This is a genomic window from Flavobacterium johnsoniae UW101, from assembly GCF_000016645.1.
GTDB classification, from domain to species: domain Bacteria; phylum Bacteroidota; class Bacteroidia; order Flavobacteriales; family Flavobacteriaceae; genus Flavobacterium; species Flavobacterium johnsoniae.
Window position 1 is genome coordinate 3537035 of the sequence record NC_009441.1, and the last position, 18378, is coordinate 3555412.

Here is an 18378-nt window from a genome sequence, read left to right on the forward strand (position 1 = left end):
TATATTAATCGTAATAAAGCAATATAACAATTAAATAAAAAACAATGAAAATATCAAAAATCAAAGAAATCTTACCAGCATTAGATAATGTTGAATTCCAATTAGAGAACGGAATATTTGTACCGGAACATTTCCACGTTACGGAAGTTGGGCAAATCACTAAAAATTTTATTGACTGCGGTGGCGTAGTTCGCACCGAAAAAGTTGTCAATTTTCAATTATGGAATGCCAACGATTTTGAACACAGGTTAAAGCCAACCAAATTATTAAGCATCATCAAACTTTCGGAAGAAAAACTGGGTATCGAAGATGCCGAGATAGAAGTGGAATACCAAAGCGAAACAATTGGTAAATATGATTTGGATTTTAACGGAAACCATTTTGTATTAAAGAACAAACAGACCGCTTGTTTAGCGCAAGATACTTGCGGTATTCCTACTGAAAAGCAAAAGAAAAATTTGGCAGCATTACCAGCGAATAATGCTTGTACACCCGGTGGCGGATGCTGTTAATCATAAAATCAAAAGAGAAATATGGAACATTTCAATCGAAAATCCCACTGGGAAAATATTTACGAGAGCAAACCTTTAGAAACCGTGAGCTGGTATCAGCCTAATCCTGAAACTTCTCTCCATTTTGTTCATCAATTCAACTTGCCAAAGACGGCTAAAATTATTGATATAGGTGGTGGAGATAGTTTTTTTGTTGACCATTTACTTGAGCTGGATTACGAAGATATTACTGTTATGGATATTTCAAATGCCGCTATCCAACGGGCAAAGGAAAGATTAGGCAGTAAAAGCGATAGAATAAAATGGATCGTATCAGATGTTTCAGATTTTATACCTACGGAGCAATATGACTTTTGGCACGACAGGGCAGCATTTCATTTCCTGACGGATAAAAACGAGATAGAAAATTATGTAGAAACTACAACCAAAGCTATTCCCCAAAATGGCATTTTGGTAATTGGCACTTTTTCCAAACAAGGTCCTACAAAATGCAGCGGTATTGAAATTAAGCAATATTCAGAACAGACAATGACAGATTTGTTTCAAAATCATTTTCAAAAAATAGGCTGTATTACCATTGACCATACGACACCATCTGAAACCAATCAGAATTTTGTATTCTGCAGTTTTCGTAAAAATTAAAGATCAAATTATGTATTCAGTATTAATAAAAACAATCGAGCAGTTACAACTGCAAAATATCAGCGAGGAGCGCAAAGTAATATTACAACCGCTGATCGATTTTGTACAGCAAAAGATAAACGACAAACAAGATATAAATATCAACTTCATTTGTACGCATAATTCCCGCAGAAGCCATTTGTCGCAGGTTTGGGCACAGGCAGCAGCAGCACGTTTTAACATACCAAATTTAAACTGTTATTCGGGCGGTACAGAAGAAACGGCACTATTCCCTAAAGTAGCAGAAACATTAACTAATCAAGGATTTAACATTTTCAAAATTACAGACACTCATAATCCTGTATATGCTATAAAGTACAGCGATAATACTTTACCTGTAATTGGCTTTTCTAAAAAGTATGATAGTCCTTTCAATCCTGTATCAGCGTTTGCAGCTATTATGACCTGTTCACAGGCTGACGGCGGATGCCCCTTTATTGCAGGAGCGGAAAGGAGAATCCCCATCACATTTGAAGACCCCAAAATTTCAGATCATACACCAGAACAATCAAAGGTGTATGCTGAAAGAAGTTTGCAGATAGCAGCGGAAATGTTTTATGTCTTCTCAAAAATCAGCCGATAAGTCATGCAAGTAAAATTAAAATTTCTTGACCGTTACCTGACCTTATGGATATTCCTTGCCATGGCATTAGGTGTAGCATTGGGTTATTTCTTTCCAGAGATTTCAAAAATTACAAATGCTCTATCCGTTGGCACTACAAATATTCCATTGGCAACAGGTTTAATACTGATGATGTACCCGCCATTGGCAAAAGTGGATTATTCATTGTTGCCACAAGTCTTTAAGGACAAAAAAGTAATTGGCATATCGTTAATGCTGAATTGGGTTATTGGTACTGGGTTGATGTTCGGCTTAGCCGTTCTGTTTTTACACAACGAACCTGATTATATGACAGGCTTGATATTGATAGGCTTGGCAAGATGTATTGCAATGGTAATCGTATGGAGCGACTTGGCTAAAGCAAATAGAGAATATACAGCGATGTTAGTAGCCTTAAACAGTATCTTTCAGATACTTTCTTACAGCTTCTTAGTTTGGCTGTTCATCAACGTATTGCCAAGCAAATTAGGTTTAGCCAACTACAACGTAAGCGTATCGATGAAAGATGTAACAGAAAGTGTAATCATATACTTGGGTGTTCCATTTTTAGCAGGTTTTATAAGCCGTTACGCATTGGTAAAATCAAAAGGCATAGAGTGGTATAACAGAATATTCGTACCCAAAATATCACCCATTACATTATATGCTTTACTGTTTACAATCGCATTAATGTTCAGTCTAAAAGGCGATAAAATAGTAGAGTTGCCATTGGATGTGGTAAAAGTAGCCATACCGTTAATCATCTATTTTGTACTGATGTTTTTCGTGAGCTTCTTTATCAATAAAACCTTAAAAATTCCCTACGATAAAAACGCATCCATCGCCTTTACTGCCACTGGAAACAATTTTGAATTGGCAATAGCTGTAGCCATAGCGGTTTTCGGTATCCATTCGCCGCAGGCATTTGTGGGCGTTATTGGGCCATTGGTTGAAGTGCCCGTATTGATACTTTTAGTCAAGGCAAGTTTATGGTTGAACAAGAAATATTATAGTTAATTTTATAAACATCAAATATAGAAGTTATAACGGATTGAAAAAGACCATATCCATAAAAACCAAAATTGAAGCGGCAGCATTATTAAAAGTTGCACCGTTCAGAAAAGAAATTCGCAAGACTGAACCGCACAAACACAACAGCTATTTTGAAATTATTTATTTAAGAGAAGGAAGCGGCTTTCACACCATAGACCATACTTCATTTTCAATAAAGCCGCCAACTGTATTTTTTGTCCGTAAAGAGCAGGTGCATCATTGGGATATGACCGATACACCAGACGGTTTTGTACTGCTCTTAAAGAAGAGGTTTGTCGACCAGTCGATGGACAGTGAGCTTAAAAGTCTTTTATCTAAACTAAGCGGCTTAAGCTGCATTCATCTGAAAGAAACAGAAAATATAGATACTTTATTCCAACTGCTCACTAGAGAAAAAGATTTTACCGTTACCGAAGGATTACTAAAAGCACTATTTGCTAAAATATTGATTGCGGCAAAACCTTTGATAATTAAAACCAGTAAAACGGATAATATAATTGCAGTATTCAGGGAACTACTCAACCAAACAAATGATCTGCGAAATAATGTTGCCTACTATGCAGAAAAACTTTACACTACACCACAAAATCTCAATGCAATTTGCCGTAAAACATTAGACCAGTCGGCAGCAGAAGTAATTGCAGTGCATATCATTAGCGAAGCAAAAAGACAATTGATTTATACAGAAAGTAGTGTTTCTGAAATTGCCTATAGTTTGAATTTTAATGACACTTCCCATTTTGTTAAGTATTTTAAACGCCACACAGGTGTTACGCCACAAACCTTCCGAAATACCTAAAATACACTACGTTATTTTCAAATATACCGTTCTAAATGATTTGTATTGTACGAAATTTGTGTAATGTAAAGTTGTAAACAATGAGATATTTAACATCTATATTAATATTTCTTTTTCTTTTGGCTTGTAATCAAAAACAAGAAGCTGTTCAGGGACAGTGGATAAAAGGAAACGAGCAGAAGAAACTTGAAACGATAGAAAATCAATTTCGTGGTTTTGACATGGCAATGGTGGAAACGGGCTATCGCTACCAGGAATTGTATTGGGCGGGACAGGACGAAAACTGGGAGTATGCCGATTATCAACTCGAAAAAATCCAAAAGGCGATAGAAAATGGATTGGAAAGAAGACCTAAACGGGCACCTTCCGCACATCATTTTTTAACTGTTACACTCCCTCAAATGAGTGAGGCACTAAAAAAAAGGGATACAGTTGTTTTTAATAAGAACTTCCAAATGCTTACCAATAGCTGCGTTAGCTGTCATGCAATGGAAAAAGTACCTTTCTTCACTGTAAAAACGCCGACAGAAAGACAATCACCCATCAGAAAATAATGCTTGAACACATTAAACAGATAGATACAAATATTCTATTATGGCTAAATGGAAGCCATAATGAATTTTGGGACAATATAATGTGGTTTGCCAGCGGTAAATACACATGGCTGCCTTTTTATGTTGCATTGATAATTTTGCTAGCCTTGAAATATAAAAAGGATGCTATCCTGATGATTTTACTAATTGCCTTGCTCATCACAATGAGTGACCAGCTGGCTTCCGGCATATTTAAGCCATTATTTGAAAGGCTTCGTCCAAGTCATAATCCAGAATTAGAAGACCAGCTGCATATAGTAAACAATTATCGTGGCGGCAAGTTCGGTTTTATTTCTTCACACGCTGCAAATGTCTTTGCCTTAGCATTTTATTTGACCATAGTAGCTAAGCATAGTCTAAAATGGCTGCCATTTATTCTTATCCCTTGGGCAATTTTTGTTAGTGTAAGCAGGGTTTATTTAGGCGTACATTATCCCACTGATATTCTAGTTCCTGCTATTTTAAGTATACCAATTGCATTCATGGCAGCTCATTTATATAAAAAATACAATCCAAAATTCATAAAACTATTTAATCATGATGTTTCAAAAAATAACTAAGACAGACCTATCAAAAACTGCCATACTTATTCGACTGATGGTAGGTGCCGTATTTCTTTCTGAAGGAATACAGAAGTTTTTATTTGCTGATACATTGGGGGCAGGTCGCTTCGCTAAAATCGGTTTACCAAATCCTGAGTTTTTAGGTCCGTTCGTTGGCAGTTTTGAAATTAGTTGCGGACTTTTTATTCTTGTTGGGCTTTTGACAAGATTGGCAAGTATTCCATTGATTATAATAATGATAGTTGCTATTGCAACAACCAAATCGGAAGTATTGGCAGAAAAAGGATTTTGGGAAATGATGCACGGAAGCCGGACAGACTGGGCGATGCTGTTGGGGAGTATCTTTCTATTTATAAAAGGTGGCGGTCTTTGGTCTATTGATAATAAGATAATGAATAATGGGAAATAAGGCTAGCCAGAAAGAAATTGCTAAACTATTTCTCAAATTAGGCTTTATAGGTTTTGGAGGTCCGGCAGCTCATATTGCTATGATGCGGGATGAAGTGGTAATAAAACGAAAATGGATGAGCGAACAGCATTTTTTAGACTTGCTTGGAGCAACCAATCTTATTCCCGGTCCAAATAGTACGGAGATGGCCATTCATATCGGTTATGACAAAGGAGGTTGGAAAGGATTGATAATAGCAGGTTTATGCTTTATTCTACCTGCCGTATTTATCACTGGAATTTTCGCATATTTATATAATCTTTACGGACAGCTACCCGAAGTACAACCTTTTATCTATGGTATCAAACCTGCTATAATAGCCATCATTCTGGCAGCAATTTATCCATTGGCAAAACAATCTGTCAAGTCCATAAATTTAGGTCTTATCGGCATTACTGTTTTGTTAGCGGCAGTGTTTGGAGTTAATGAAATTTATTTGATGTTTGGTGCAGGTTTGTTAGCATTTGGATTGCATACGGTTCAGAACAGACAAAATGATACTTTGCAAAGTATTGTTCCGCTTACCTTTCTTCAAATTGTGCAAACAACTTTTTGGACAACCACAAACTCAAAACTATTTTGGACGTTCCTTAAAATCGGTTCCATACTTTATGGTAGCGGATATGTACTTTTTGCCTTTTTAGATACGGAACTGGTAGCGACAGGTTTACTCACAAGACAACAACTAATGGATGCAATAGCGGTAGGTCAGTTCACGCCTGGACCAGTCTTTTCTTCGGTAACGTTCATTGGATTTCAGATAAACGGACTTTATGGAGCAATTATCTCAACCATTGCCATTTTTCTTCCCTCATTTGTTTTTGTGGCACTGCTTAACCCGTTAATCAGAAAATTACGAAATTCTAAAGGGCTGTCCGATTTTTTAGATGCCGTAAATGTCGCATCTGTATCTATTATAGCAGCAGTATGTTTTACAATGGGCAAAGAAACCATTACCGATTGGCGAAGCATTACCATCGCTCTCATCAGTGGCATTATCGTTTTCCAATTAAAAAAAATCAACAGTGCATTCGTTGTTTTAGGTGGTTCTTTATTGGGATACTTATTATTTCAATTTTAAAATACATAATGGGTAATAATACACCCATACTAATAACTTGAGTGCTATAAATTATCAAATCAACTTGATTCCGGAGATACATATAATGTTTTTGAAAAGCAGGATTGCTTTAAATTCAACAAGTAGAATCCTAAGATAATAGCAAACAAGCTAATACCCTTTTTAATTGTACGATTTAGTTTCAACTTATTTTATAGTTTTTATGCTTTTATTAATGCTGATGGAACTTGGTCGTGATTAAAACCTGAATCGTAAAATGCATTGTTTTTCCATAAGATAAAAGTCAATTCTAGTAGTTTTCGTTGGATGGCCACTATAGCCTTCATTTTAATACCATGCCTTGAAACTATTCTTAAGAAAATATCTCTGAACCTTTCATCAGTCCTGATTGCAGCCAGTGCCGGAAAGTGCATTACTTTCCTTAAATTCCGATTACCCCGCTTGGATATTCGGGGTTTGGATTTCACTGAGGTTCCAGATGTCTTTTCCCTTACATCTAATCCTGCATAACTCACCAACTGCCTTTTATTCTTTATTAACTCAAATCCATTGGTTTCTGCGATAATGGTTACAGCGGTTAAATTTCCAATTCCTGGAATAGAAGATACTATTTTTATCTTCTCTACTAGAGCTTGATCTCCTTTGATAAGTACAGCAATTTCTTCTCTTATCTCCTTCTCCTGCAAATCAATAAGAGCTATTCTTTTTTTAGTTCGTTTCACTGAGCTTTCACTTGATGTTGCAGAAGTGTGTTCTGCATGCAGTTGATTTTTTAACATTGTACGCTCATGTACCAGCTGCTCTCGTTCTCGACAAAGCTGTCTCAAATTATTGAATATTTTTAAAGGAGGTTGCCAAATTTCCAATTGCCTTTCCAAACCAAATCTCGAAATGGCTTGTGAAGCGCTCTTGTCAGTTATGGTTTTTATATCTAGTGTTCTAGCATAATTACTGATCTTGTTTGGTAAAACGATACTGACTTGTTTTTTTATACTGAATAAGTAATAAGCTAAGGATTCATGATAGACCCCTGTAGCTTCCATAATGTAGCGTACTTCTGTTGTAATTGATGTCTGCTTATTTACCCACGATACAAGACTTGAAAAACCTTTTTTAGTATTGGGAAATACTTTGTAGGCATAGACTTCTATGTTTATCTGTTCATCCATTCTACCAAGTGATACAACTAATTCTTTTTGTGCAACATCAATTCCTACTGTCTGCTTTAATAATACCTTCATCTTATATGGTTTAGGTAAGTGATAACCTTTCTTAATCTTTTCTCCTGACTGGATATACTGGCTATAAGACTCATTATAATGAGCAAATTCCTTACATTCTGTTCAGATTCTAAAAAGGTTAAAGAAGAGGAGGCAGTCTCTTTTCTTGAATATACCATAAGGCTATTTAAAGCAAAATCTGCTCTCGCCCTTCTTCACTTAGATTATATTATACAAACATAGGAGAAGCAAAAGAAACCCCTTTAAACACGCCTATTATTATTTCAATCCAATTCCATCATTTTGTATATTTGAAATTATTCCATGGAAAATGAAAATAGACACTAAAGACCTCGTCGGAAAATCGGAGCGGTTTGCCCTTGATGTGGCGCAGCAGATATCACAAATTACGTTAGAACCGTTTCTGGAAACCTCATTCCACTGCTCGGAGTTCAGAAACAGTAAAGTGCTTGGGAAACATCTGCACAGGATTGCCAAAAGCGATTATCCGCTGATCTATGTCTTTGAAATCAAGTCCGCATCAAAGGTAAAGGCAATGCTGAAGGCATTTGAAGCTTATCATGCGCTGAACCTTCTCAAAACAAAAAACAGGGACAGGGTGAATCTTTCCAAGTATAATAAAAAAACCTCCACAATCCTTTATGTCGGCAGCTCGACAACCGATTTCCGCAAAAGGGTCAAGGACCATCTCGGAACCCAAAGCTCCCGCACCTATGCCATGCACCTCTGCAGATGGGACGGGGATGCGGATTACGAGGTGTCCATATCAGCCTATCAGGTAATTTCGCAAAGCAACCAGGCCATCGGGCGCTTCATTGTCGAGATCCTCGAACAGCAGCTCTGGGATGCTCTCCAGCCCGTATTCGGCAAACGCAGCGGTCTATAGATGCAGAAAAAATCATTAAAGCAAAACTTAATAATAAGACGCTTAAAATATTACAAAACAAACTATTGAAGTTTTACAAAACAAAAAACCGACCTATATGGCCGGTTTTATTTTGTCCGTCTGTTAAGGAATTTACGTCGGACCTGCACTTCTATCCTGCACGGATTTCCTCTATGGAGTATCCGGAAGACACGCCTTCAGAAGATCCGAATTTTTAATCTTCAGGGTCTGCTGCCTTCCTCCGTTCTTCTCGTATATCTCGATAAGCAGCAGCTTGCCGTCCGTAAGGGTGAAAAGGTCCAGTACGTATACGCAGCGCTCTGAGCCTCCGGCCTTGATCTCGCCAGCCGGCCTGTAGACGCGCAGAGGCGATATGGCTTTCTGCTGCACCGCAGTGCGTCTGGCCTTGTTCCTGTCGGCTATTTTGAAGTTCAGAAAATCGATCCTGTACGGCACATTGGTGCTGTTGTACAGGGCGATATGGAAATAGTATTTTCCATCATGGACATAGATCCCGTTCAGCCTGAATTCTGCTCCGGCATTCCTAGTCCTGATATGCCTTATCACCCGCTTATCATTGTCATAGATGCGCTTCATCACAGATTCCGCCGTGCTTGGGGAGCTTTCACCAAGCTCTTCAAAAAGGGTGCTTTGCGATCCTGCATTCCCATTCGCACCTATATTATAGCCCAGAATCTTCGGATTTGGATCATAGTGCACATCAAAACTGTAGAACCGGCCGTCGGTCGTAATGACCGAAAGATTGGTCTGCTGTTCAAAATCCCTTACAGCCGCCTTGACCCGGAGCACATTATTCGCATCCTCGGCCTTTGCAGCCATGAGCAGCCCGCTTCCAAGGTCGGCATAACGGATTTCCGACGGGAAAATCAGGTGCGAGGTCTTGTCATAGGTTATGCCTAACCGGCAGGCTTTGATCTCGTCCATAACCGGCAGGCTGCTCTGCGGAAAGCACAGCTGGACGCAGAGAACTGCAAGCACCGCCGTCCAGTATTTTTCATAATATCTTTTCATCTTTATATTCTTTTGATTGCTATTGTTTTTTGGAGACCAGAAAAAGCTGGTGCCCAGCCTTGAGCATTACCTTTGGCGTCTTTACCTTTTTGGAGAAATATCCTGATATCCCCTGCAGGACTCCCCTGCTGAGATCTGCGGCCACCTGCTGTCCTGCCGACTGGGTCAGCATCAGGCTCGTTGCGGACTGCTGTCCCATATTGCCCGCCATCTGCCCCGCAGCCGTCCTTTCCGCCGAATAAGGCACCAAAAGGCCCAGCTGGCCGTCCAGGTCAAAAGCGCTGATATCAACAGGCAGGATGGTTCCATTGAAGGCAATGGAGCTGATCTTCAGCTGCAGGCGCCCGCCCTGTATTTTCGCTGTGGCGGTGAGCACGCTCCCTTTCTCAAGGGTGCCGCCGGGTATGGCCGCCGGCTCCAGCAGGCGGAGCTTTACAGCGCTCTCTCCTGCCACGGACTGCGTCTGGTCCACGCAGGCCTTGATGCTGTTCCTGACAGGAACCTCCCGCTCTTTGGCATCCGCCGTGTAAAAAGACCGGGCATTCGGCCGCACGCCGCGTTCAGCATCCGCACCAGCATTCGCCATAGGGCGAAGAACCGATACGGCAGTTTTCCTCTCAGGTGCAGCTCCCGCAAAATAAGGCGCATCTGCAATTGAAGGCCTCTTGGCACGTGAAGACGAGTCAGCTCTCTGCAGCGGCTGGGCGGCAGGTGCAGAAGGCAGGTACTTCGCGGCCATCTGATACGACTTTTCCATAAGCGCCAGCTGTCCGTCTACCGTCACCGAAGGCGCAGCATCCCTCTGGGCAAGCTCCGATTTGAGCTCGGCAACCTCCCTGCGCAGCATATCAGCCTCACCACCGCTGTCCTGATAGAAGCTGCCAAGTGCGTTCTGTGCCTTTCGGTACGTGCCGAGCGCAGAATTTGTCTCCCTGGGTTCCTGTCCTGCCGTCTGCACCGCATTTGCAGATGAGGGGGACTCATCTGCCGTTACGCTGTCCTGTTTCCAATAATCCGCCAGCGTGGTAAGCGCTCTGCGCTTATCCTCCTGCTTCTGCTCGAGCATCTCCTGCTCATAGGCCTTTGCCTTGTCCGCCTGCATTTCATTGTCTGCGGCCTGCGGAACGATGTTATTGAGCCCGATGGCCTGCCCGCTCTCCTTCTCGGGCGAGGGCCTGAATATCAGATAAAGGCAACCTGCGCATACGATTCCCATCAGCCCAAATATGAGCGATTTCTTAAGCTTCTCCATTTTGCCGCTTTTTTCGTCCACACTGTCTGATTTTTCTTCAGCGCCATGCTCCCAAAGCATAACGCCTTCTTTTTTCTTATTTTCTTTCATATCTTAATCTTTTAATTTATTCATGCAGCCCTTTATTACCGCAGGACTTTCCTTTCCTGCTGGCGAAGGATCCTGAATATGTTCCAGTCTCAGGCAGCTTCTCGCCGCCTTGACATCACGGCATATATTCAAAAGGGCAATCGCCGTCAGAAGGACGTACGCGGCAAATAGATGAATGATCATCCTCCGCCGGCTCTTGGCCGGCATAGCGGTCCATTTTCGGTCTAGCTGCCCAAGCCAGCGGTCAATGCGTTCCTTTAAGTTTTCCATTTCCTGATATTATTAGCCGGTCACATTCTAAATCCCCTATTTGCCCGAGCCGTCTCCTGAGTATTCTTAACTGCCGCCCCGGCAATCAATTCCCTTCTGGTTGGAAAAGAATCTGAATTAAGATTGCAGAGCTTAAAACTCTTCAATATCTGGCCATACCGGTCAGTTTTTGTGATGTTCAGTTCGGCCGCGTCCAAATCAAATTTGCCATCCGCATATCCCACCCGGATATCGCACCTGATCTTATCCCTGTCCTGGCCATTCCATTCGAGATAGGTCGATAAATGAAGGGAATCTGCCGACCGCGGGGCATCCATTCCGTTTTTCCATTTCTCCAGAAATTCGCTGATGCTCTCCTTCATCCGGCCCGCACAGCAGCCCTCCGTGTGGAAATAGCCGTCATATCCTTTATCTGCAAGGATTTTTGCCATTTCATCAAGGTCAATCAAAACTTTCATATCTTCCTTTTTCACCGTTCAATGATCTGCATATCCTTATTTTCCAGCACTGCGAATTTTTCAATATTGAAGCCCTGCGGATTGCTGTCCGAGCGCACGGAATTAACCAGCAGACACGAGGTAACAAGGCTCCGCTGTGTCACATTGCTCGAACGTATGATGAATTCCCTGGCGTACGACCTAACCGAATACGGATAGGATTCGAAGCTGCACACCACGCTGTCAATCTCGATGCGCTGCTGCACATTGCCCGATATGATGCGGTTGTAATAGCCCTTCTCGGACAGGTCCTTGTAGTAGTCGAAGGCGCTTTTGTCGGCAAGGCTGAAGGCGCGCTTCATATTGCTTTCAATGGCGTCCTTGTCCGGAGCCAGCGTAAAGAAAAGCTCGTGGAAACGCCTCACATGCTCCCTTGCCTCGACGGGCCTGTTGACCGCCGCATCCTGCGACAGTGCCAGCATCAGGGATTTCCCGTTGTCCAGCACATAAATCTTCTCGCGCTGCCGATCGGCAAAACGGTAGGAATACCACAGGGCGGATCCCGTGATTCCCGTACAGAGCAGTGCAAAAACGATGGCGTAGAGCCTGATCTGCCGGAAACTGTTTTCTATGTTTCGTAATGTCTTGAATTCCATTTTCTTTGTTTTTATCGGTTGTCAGGATCTGCTGACCAGCCTTCCTGCTATATTTCCTGCGGCGGAACCCGCGCCCGCTCCGGCGATGTTCCCGGCTTTCATGGCCGTCTGGCTCACATTGCGCATGAAATTGCCTCCGCCTCCGGCCTGGATGATCCAGCCCGTCACGGTCGGCACCGTGAAATAGCCCACAATGCCTATGATCATGAAAATCACGTAGACGGTATTGGAGGTGTCGGGTATGAAAGCCGGGTCCGAAAGCATCTCGATGTCCCTTTCGATGATCAGCGACTGGATGCGCGCCAGCATGGAACTGAAAAGGTCCGCTACGGGAAGCCACAGATACACGCTGACATATCTGGTGATCCACTGGGTGAGCGTCGACTGGAAACCGTCCCAGACCGATATGGCAAAAGCAATCGGCCCAAGGATGGAAAGCACTATGAGGAAAAACGTCCTTATGGTGTCGATCACCAGCGCCGCGGCCTGGAAAAGCACCTCCAGAAAGTTCCGGAACCACTGCTTTATCATCTTTTCCATCTGATAGGCCTGCCGGTCCATATACATCCCCGCCATGGTCCCGATATCCGAGGGCGACCATCCCAGCTCGTCGAGCTTCTTCTCGAATTCCTCATCTGAAGCCATATAAGAGGTTTCGGGATTGCGGACCATCGCCTCATATTCCAGCTGGTCCTTCTGCTGCTGCAGCCTGTTAAGGTCAAGAACCTGTCCCTGCAGTATGCCGTGGGTTCCGCTGACTATCGGACTCAGCACCGCATTGATGCTTCCCAGAACGATGCTCGGGAAGAACATGATGCACAGGCCAAGCGCGAAGGGACGCAGCATCGGATAGACGTCAATGGGTTCCGCCCTTGCCAGCGCCTGCCAGACATGCAGTGCCACGTAGAACAGCGCTCCAAGCCCTGCCAGCCCCTTCGCAACCGCCGCCATATCCCCCGCAAGGGGCATCATGTCATCGTAAAGCGAGCGGAGCACCTCATGGAGATTATTGAACTCCATGCCTACCAGTATTTCTGGTTGGAGGTCCCGTACAGGTCAAGCACGCTTTTGGCGTCGTTCTTCTTTTTCGCCCTGAGATAGCTCACCGATATGTTCTTGTTGGTGTAGTATCGCACCAGGCTGTGGTATTCCTTGACTTCCTTGTAGATTCTGTTGATCAGGTCCATGCGCTCCTTGTCATTCAGCGACAGGCTCGATGTGCTCACGATCTGTTTGAGCTCCTTCAAAAGCTCGGTGCTTTCTCCCAGAAGCGCCGTATACCCATTCCCGATGGCGATGAGCTCCTGCGGCGTAAAATTGGGGTCATTGATCATCCTGCCGAAATTCTGCACGTAGATCTGCGATACATCTCCCACCAGAAGCACGGTCTGCTGCACCTTTCGCGCATCCTTCACCAGGTTGTTCACCGCCTGCAGCTTGTCGTAATACTCCTTTCCCTGATTGTAGACCTTCTGCACCTCCTTGAAGTTCTTCACTACATTGGAGACCGTCGAGGACGTCTGTATGATTTCATTGGCACTGTTGAGTATGCCCGAGGCCAGATTGGCCGGGTCTGTAACCACAAACTGCGCTTTTGCGCACGGCGCAGCGGCAAGCATGACTGCCGCAAACGCCATTGATAGCATTTTTTTCATTTTCTATAGATTTTGGATTATTGATTATTCTCGTTTTCCCTCTCCCATCTCAGCTTCGCAATATGCCTGATGGCTAGCTCGACGTTACCGTCCAGCTCTGCAGCCGCCTGCATGACCTCCATCTTTTCGGTTTCCTCGGTCGTGTAGGCCAGGTATTCCTCCAGGCTCACCTCGGTGGCATACACCGCGGACTGGGTTCCTCCCAGACCTATCCAGACTTCCTTGTAGAGACGAGAGGGACTGTTGTTCATATTGATCGAAAGCACCTGCGCCTTTTCCTTGTCGGTAAGTCCGAGCATCGCCTGTATGTCATCGAATTTGTTCATGTACTTGCGCTGGTCCAGAAGGATCTTGCAGTCGGAATTGTTGATGATGCTCTCCTTCACAATGGGAGATTTGATGATATCGTCCACTTCCTGGGTCACCACTATGGCCTCGCCGAAGAACTTGCGCACGGTCTTGAAAAGGTACTTTATGTACTCGGCCATTCCTTCCTTGGCGATCGCCTTCCAAGCCTCCTCGATAAGGATCAGCTTGCGCACCCCCTTCAGCCTTCTCATCTTGTTGATGAAGACCTCCATGATGATGATCGTCACTATGGGAAACAGGATCTTGTGGTCCTTTATCGCATCGATTTCAAAGACTATAAACCGTTTAGCCAGCAGGTCCAGCTGCCTGTCCGAATTCAGCAGGTAATCGTACTCGCCTCCCCTGTAATACGGCTCCAGCACATTCAGAAAATTGGCGATGTCAAAGTCCTTCTCGCGCACCTGCTTCTCTTTCAGGATTTCGTGGTAATCCCCCTTTACGTACTCGTAGAATCCGTTGAAGGATGGAGCCAGCCCATTGTCCCTGATCAGCTCGATGTAGCCGTTCACGGCATTGGAAAGCGCCACTTCCTCCGAACGCGTCGGAGGCTCGTCATCCCGCTTCCACAGGGTCATTATCAGGGTTTTGATGCTTTCCCTTTTCTCTATATCGAATACCTTGTCATCGGTATAGAAGGGGTTGAAGGCAATGGGATTGTCCTCCGTGTAGGTGAAGTAGACACCGTCCTCCCCTCGGGTCCTGCTGTTGATCAGCCCGCACAGTCCCTGATAGGAATTCCCTGTATCCACCAGAAGCACATGCGCACCCTGCTCGTAGTACTGCCTGACCATATGGTTGGTAAAGAAGGACTTCCCGCTTCCCGAAGGCCCGAGGATGAACTTGTTGCGGTTGGTGATGATCCCGCGCTTCATGGGCAGGTCCGAAATATCCAGATGGATCGGTCTGCCGGTGAGCCTGTCGGCCATCTTGATGCCGAACGGCGATGGGGAGCTGCGGTAGTTCGTTTCCTGTGTGAACAGGCACAGCGCAGGCTCAATGAAGGTGTAGAAGCTTTCCTCGCATGGGAAATCGCCCGCATTGCCCGGCATTCCCGCCCAATACAGCGTCGCGGCGTCAGCCGTGTTGTGCCTCGGTTTGCATTCCATCAGCGCCAGAGCGCTGCCGCAGTCATTCTTGAGCTGTTTGAGCTCTGCAGGATCATCCGACCATGCCATAATGTTGAAATGCGCCCTGATGGAACTGAGCCCCAACGAATGCGCCTCGTTCAGGTATTTCTCTATCCATTCCCTATTGATCTGGTTCGCCCTGCTGTAGCGTGCAAGGGAATGCATGTTTCGCGCCGACTTCTCGAACTTCTGCAGGTTCTCCTCGCTGCTGTCCAGAAACAGGTACTGGTTGTAGATATGGTTGCAGCCCAGAAGAAGGCCGACTGGAGCGGCAAAAGACAGGCGGCAGTCGCTGCGGTCGGTCGAGAGCTTCTCGTAGCGGGTATCGGATGCAACAGCCGCAGGGAGGTCGTCCGTATCGGAAAGCGTATGCAGCGAAAGCCTTTTGGAACCCACCCTAACCTGCTCAGCTCCCAAGGCGATATCTTCCAATGATGCGCCCTCCTCTTTGGAAAGGGTAAGGTACTGCTCCAGTATCCCCTGCCTGTGATCGGCTCCCGTCAGGTCTTCTTCCGTCAGCCTATTGAGCCTGATAAGCCCGCTGTCGTTGAGGATGCGCTCAAACTGCGCCACAGTCTCCATAAATCTCCTGATAGCCTCTGGATCCCTGACTTCTTTCGGAATCAGCGTTCCCCTGCAGAGCGATGAGAAATTGCTCTGCATCCTCATCCTTTCCCGTGTGGTCTTGGTGAGGAACAGATAGCAGCAGTGGTTCAGGAACGGGCGTTCGTTGAAATGCCTCTCGAAGGTTCTTGCAAGGAAACTCTGTTCCTCCCCCTCCATATTCGGATTGTAGTTTTCCTTGACATACCAGTCCTGCTTGTGCACGACCGTAAAATCAGGCAGGGTCTTCACCGCCTTGTGCCAGGCGGAATGGATGGCCTCATAATCTGCCGATCCCGCAGTAAAAAGCTCCGGAAGCGATACGGCAAAGCAGGCCGTAACATCCCCATCCTTGGAGATGATGCAGTTCTGCTCCACCGCCAGCAGGGGTAATCTGCTCTCCAGCGTTGCTGTCTTTGACGAATTCCTCATAAGGCGGCGGATTTGGCTGAACATTTCAAACATCTTCGTACCGACCTGCGGCACACGATGTAGCGCGGATGTCTTTTCCCTGCCGCGATCTTCATCAGCCCATGCTCTCCGTACTTTCTGTTCAGCGCAAAAGTCTGCCAGACAACCAGCGTAGATCCCCCGCCGCCCAAAAAAAGGCAGATGTAAGAACTGGCGCCTGCCATGTAAAGGATCATGGTCAAGATGAGCATCCCAAGCAGCCCTCCCGCAAAAATGAAGAGATACTGCGCCTTGAGCCCCCTGAATTCGACGGTCCTGCCGATGCCCTTATTGATGCTGTAAGCAGTCATAGCGCAGCGCATTAAAGGAAAAAGGATCTTAGGATCGTGGCCGCAACGATCAGAAAGATGCAGGCCCCAAACCAGCTGGCGGCGGTTTTGCTGGTGTCGGGGTCACCGCTGCTGAATTTGTTGTACACCTTAACACCTCCAATCAGCCCAACCACCGCCCCTATGGCGTAGATCAGCTGGGTTGCGGGATCAAAATAAGAGGTCACCATCTGGGTGGCCTCCGTAATGCCGGCAGTTCCGTTTCCCTGCGCGGCTGCGCCAATGCCTGCCAGCACCATCATGGATGCCGAAAGCAGGCTTTCTTTTCTCTTTTTTTCCATAACCAAACACTTTAAAGTTTTGTCTTTTCCCGCCGAGTGCGGGCTTTGGAGCAAAGGTGTTGTGGAAAGATGCATAACATAGAGCACTGGCAGTCGTAGGAATAATTTGGCATTGTGAAGCGCCCCACAACTAAAATTTATTATATTAGCACACTTAACAAAATTTACTTTTTTGAGAGATACTTTAATATATTTAGACAACAATGCCACTACTGCCGTTGACAATCGAGTTGTTGAGGTAATTAATATTTACTTCAATCAACTTTATGGCAATGCAAGCAGTCTTTATAATTTCGGATCTAAATCCAAATTAATTTTAGAACAAGCAAGAACCAGCATTTCTGATTTGATTGATGCTGAGCCAGAAAGCATCTATTTTACCTCGGGCGCGACTGAAAGCGTCAACCTGGCATTGAAGGGTCTTGCATTAAGCCCTAAAAATTCAAAAAAACACATCATAACATGCAGTACCGAGCATAAAGCCGTATTGGAAACATGTGAGTATTTGCAAAGCATCGGATATGAAATCGATTACCTGCCTGTTAATAATGGGGGAGCCATAGACCTTGAAGTCCTTAAATCCCTAATTAAAGAGGATACTCTTTTGGTTTGTCTAATGTGGGTCAATAATGAAACTGGTGTCATTCACCCCATTAATGAAATTGGGAAAATAACTAAAGCCGCGGGGGTGTATTTCGTCTGCGACGGCTCTCAGGGAGTCGGAAAACTGCCTATCAGCGTAACAAGCTCTAATATTGACATTTTCTGCTTTTCTGGCCATAAATTGTACGCCAGTAAAGGTGTTGGAGGAATCTATATCGGTTCCGAAATAACCCGTAATGATAAAATACAGCCACTAATACACGGCGGTGGTCAGGAAGACAATTTGAGAAGCGGCACGCATAATGTCCCTTTAATTGCCGGATTAGGAAAAGCATTCGAAATTGCTAGGGAAGAAATGCAGAAAAATGAAGATCATATAGTGCGGCTCAAAACCTTACTTGAATCTGAATTGTCAAAAATGAGCCAGACTTCTATTAATGGCGTACAGGAACCAAGAATCTTCAATACCGTAAATGTGTGCATACTCGGCCTTGACAGCGAAGTTTTTATCGGAATTAACAGTGACATTGCCGTGAGCAACGGCTCTGCCTGCACCTCTGCATTAGTACAACCTTCTCACGTCCTTTTAGCAATGGGATTAAGCACTAATGATGCCATGGACAGCATACGCATTTCGATAGGTAAATATAACACCGAGAGTGAGATTCACCAACTCATCGAGCGGATCAATAACTTTATCAATTAACTAAACCGCTTTTTTGCACTTTTTAACCTAAAAATATTA

The 18378-nt window shown here is 44.5% G+C and carries 22 protein-coding genes; 11 read left to right on the plus strand and 11 right to left on the minus strand.

From position 1 onward, the window contains the following. Nucleotides 1-44 precede the first annotated feature (44 nt). The 9 genes from FJOH_RS15495 to chrA all read left to right on the plus strand — a co-directional run bounded on the left by FJOH_RS15495 (nt 45) and on the right by chrA (nt 6331). On the plus strand, nt 45-512 hold the full coding sequence (locus FJOH_RS15495; protein ID WP_008463854.1) for a DUF6428 family protein: 468 nt from the start codon (nt 45-47) through the stop codon (nt 510-512). Nucleotides 513-533: 21 nt separating this feature from the next. After that, on the plus strand, nt 534-1154 hold the full coding sequence (locus FJOH_RS15500; RefSeq protein WP_008463852.1) for a class I SAM-dependent methyltransferase: 621 nt from the start codon (nt 534-536) through the stop codon (nt 1152-1154). 10 nt (nt 1155-1164) lie between these two features. After that, the gene (locus FJOH_RS15505) at nt 1165-1776 is read left to right on the plus strand and encodes an arsenate-mycothiol transferase ArsC (RefSeq protein ID WP_012025036.1); all 612 of its coding nucleotides are present in this window, start codon (nt 1165-1167) and stop codon (nt 1774-1776) included. Nucleotides 1777-1779: 3 nt separating this feature from the next. Then, nucleotides 1780-2811: an ACR3 family arsenite efflux transporter gene (arsB, locus tag FJOH_RS15510; RefSeq protein WP_012025037.1), complete on the plus strand. Its 1032-nt coding sequence runs from the start codon at nt 1780-1782 to the stop codon at nt 2809-2811. Between the two features lie 34 nt (nt 2812-2845). Continuing rightward, nucleotides 2846-3646, plus strand: a complete 801-nt coding sequence (locus FJOH_RS15515) for a helix-turn-helix domain-containing protein (protein WP_008463844.1) — start codon at nt 2846-2848, stop codon at nt 3644-3646. An 80-nt stretch (nt 3647-3726) separates the two neighbouring features. Then, the gene (locus FJOH_RS15520) at nt 3727-4200 is read left to right on the plus strand and encodes a hypothetical protein (protein ID WP_008463842.1); all 474 of its coding nucleotides are present in this window, start codon (nt 3727-3729) and stop codon (nt 4198-4200) included. Then, nucleotides 4200-4799, plus strand: a complete 600-nt coding sequence (locus tag FJOH_RS15525; RefSeq protein WP_008463839.1) for a phosphatase PAP2 family protein — start codon at nt 4200-4202, stop codon at nt 4797-4799. The genes FJOH_RS15520 and FJOH_RS15525 overlap by 1 nt, the downstream gene beginning before the upstream one ends. Next, nucleotides 4777-5211 (plus strand): DoxX family protein, encoded by a 435-nt coding sequence (locus tag FJOH_RS15530; RefSeq protein WP_008463838.1) that lies wholly within the window; start codon nt 4777-4779, stop codon nt 5209-5211. The genes FJOH_RS15525 and FJOH_RS15530 overlap by 23 nt, the downstream gene beginning before the upstream one ends. Further along, a complete protein-coding gene (chrA, locus tag FJOH_RS15535) occupies nt 5201-6331 on the plus strand; it encodes a chromate efflux transporter (protein ID WP_008463837.1) in 1131 nt (376 codons plus the stop codon). Before FJOH_RS15530 ends, chrA begins: the two co-directional genes overlap by 11 nt. A gap of 200 nt (nt 6332-6531) precedes the next feature. Here the strand turns inward: chrA and FJOH_RS15540 are convergent, their stop codons facing one another. After that, nucleotides 6532-7572, minus strand: a complete 1041-nt coding sequence (locus FJOH_RS15540; protein WP_008463836.1) for an IS110 family RNA-guided transposase — start codon at nt 7570-7572, stop codon at nt 6532-6534. A gap of 310 nt (nt 7573-7882) precedes the next feature. Here FJOH_RS15540 and FJOH_RS15545 point away from each other — a divergent pair, with 310 nt between their 5' ends. After that, complete coding sequence (locus FJOH_RS15545) at nt 7883-8458, plus strand: hypothetical protein (RefSeq protein WP_008463835.1); 576 nt, start codon at nt 7883-7885, stop codon at nt 8456-8458. 171 nt (nt 8459-8629) lie between these two features. Here the strand turns inward: FJOH_RS15545 and traN are convergent, their stop codons facing one another. Genes traN through FJOH_RS15595 form a run of 10 tightly spaced genes read right to left on the minus strand, consistent with a single transcriptional unit; the run spans nt 8630 to nt 17030 of the window. After that, complete coding sequence (traN, locus tag FJOH_RS15550; protein ID WP_008463834.1) at nt 8630-9490, minus strand: conjugative transposon protein TraN; 861 nt, start codon at nt 9488-9490, stop codon at nt 8630-8632. 19 nt (nt 9491-9509) lie between these two features. Beyond that, nucleotides 9510-10832, minus strand: coding sequence for a conjugative transposon protein TraM (traM, locus tag FJOH_RS15555; RefSeq protein WP_008463833.1), 1323 nt, complete (start codon nt 10830-10832; stop codon nt 9510-9512). 3 nt (nt 10833-10835) lie between these two features. Then, on the minus strand, nt 10836-11102 hold the full coding sequence (locus tag FJOH_RS15560) for a hypothetical protein (RefSeq protein WP_008463832.1): 267 nt from the start codon (nt 11100-11102) through the stop codon (nt 10836-10838). Between the two features lie 20 nt (nt 11103-11122). Beyond that, nucleotides 11123-11575, minus strand: a complete 453-nt coding sequence (locus FJOH_RS15565; protein ID WP_235023014.1) for a hypothetical protein — start codon at nt 11573-11575, stop codon at nt 11123-11125. Then, on the minus strand, nt 11572-12195 hold the full coding sequence (traK, locus tag FJOH_RS26590; protein ID WP_008463830.1) for a conjugative transposon protein TraK: 624 nt from the start codon (nt 12193-12195) through the stop codon (nt 11572-11574). The genes FJOH_RS15565 and traK overlap by 4 nt, the downstream gene beginning before the upstream one ends. Nucleotides 12196-12216: 21 nt before the next feature. Further along, nucleotides 12217-13215 carry a conjugative transposon protein TraJ gene (gene traJ, locus FJOH_RS15575; RefSeq protein WP_008463829.1) on the minus strand — a complete coding sequence of 333 codons (999 nt, stop codon included), beginning with the start codon at nt 13213-13215 and terminating at the stop codon, nt 12217-12219. A 2-nt stretch (nt 13216-13217) separates the two neighbouring features. Next, the gene (locus FJOH_RS15580; protein ID WP_008463828.1) at nt 13218-13850 is read right to left on the minus strand and encodes a DUF4141 domain-containing protein; all 633 of its coding nucleotides are present in this window, start codon (nt 13848-13850) and stop codon (nt 13218-13220) included. Nucleotides 13851-13867: 17 nt separating this feature from the next. Continuing rightward, a complete protein-coding gene (locus FJOH_RS15585) occupies nt 13868-16381 on the minus strand; it encodes a TraG family conjugative transposon ATPase (RefSeq protein WP_012025040.1) in 2514 nt (837 codons plus the stop codon). Next, nucleotides 16378-16710 (minus strand): DUF4133 domain-containing protein, encoded by a 333-nt coding sequence (locus tag FJOH_RS26595; RefSeq protein WP_073099504.1) that lies wholly within the window; start codon nt 16708-16710, stop codon nt 16378-16380. Before FJOH_RS26595 ends, FJOH_RS15585 begins: the two co-directional genes overlap by 4 nt. 11 nt (nt 16711-16721) lie before the next feature. Next, nucleotides 16722-17030 (minus strand): DUF4134 domain-containing protein, encoded by a 309-nt coding sequence (locus FJOH_RS15595; RefSeq protein ID WP_044048334.1) that lies wholly within the window; start codon nt 17028-17030, stop codon nt 16722-16724. Between the two features lie 172 nt (nt 17031-17202). Here FJOH_RS15595 and FJOH_RS15600 point away from each other — a divergent pair, with 172 nt between their 5' ends. After that, a complete protein-coding gene (locus FJOH_RS15600; RefSeq protein ID WP_012025043.1) occupies nt 17203-18339 on the plus strand; it encodes a cysteine desulfurase family protein in 1137 nt (378 codons plus the stop codon). Nucleotides 18340-18378: the final 39 nt, after the last annotated feature.